1 tRNA gene is annotated in these 223 nt (G+C 51.6%); it reads right to left on the bottom strand.

The window, feature by feature from the left end:
• Nucleotides 1-65: 65 nt before the first annotated feature.
• Nucleotides 66-142: transfer RNA gene (locus LNN34_RS21880), tRNA-Ile, on the bottom strand.
• Nucleotides 143-223: the final 81 nt, after the last annotated feature.

Raw genomic sequence — 223 nt, 5'->3', positions numbered from 1 at the left:
CCGCTGACCTCCTGCGTGCAAAGCAGGCGCTCTCCCAGCTGAGCTAAGGCCCCATTTGTATAAGATGGTGGGCCTGAGTGGACTCGAACCACCGACCTCACGCTTATCAGGCGTGCGCTCTAACCAGCTGAGCTACAGGCCCATCTTAACTTATTCAAGGAACAAAGTTCCTTCAAAACTAAACAAGACAGGGAACGTTCTGTTTATAAGACCCGAGGTCTTA

It is taken from the genome of Bacillus sp. AF23 (genome assembly GCF_020861455.1).
GTDB lineage: Bacteria > Bacillota > Bacilli > Bacillales > Bacillaceae > Bacillus > Bacillus halotolerans.
This window is presented reverse-complemented; position numbering and strand designations above follow the sequence as displayed.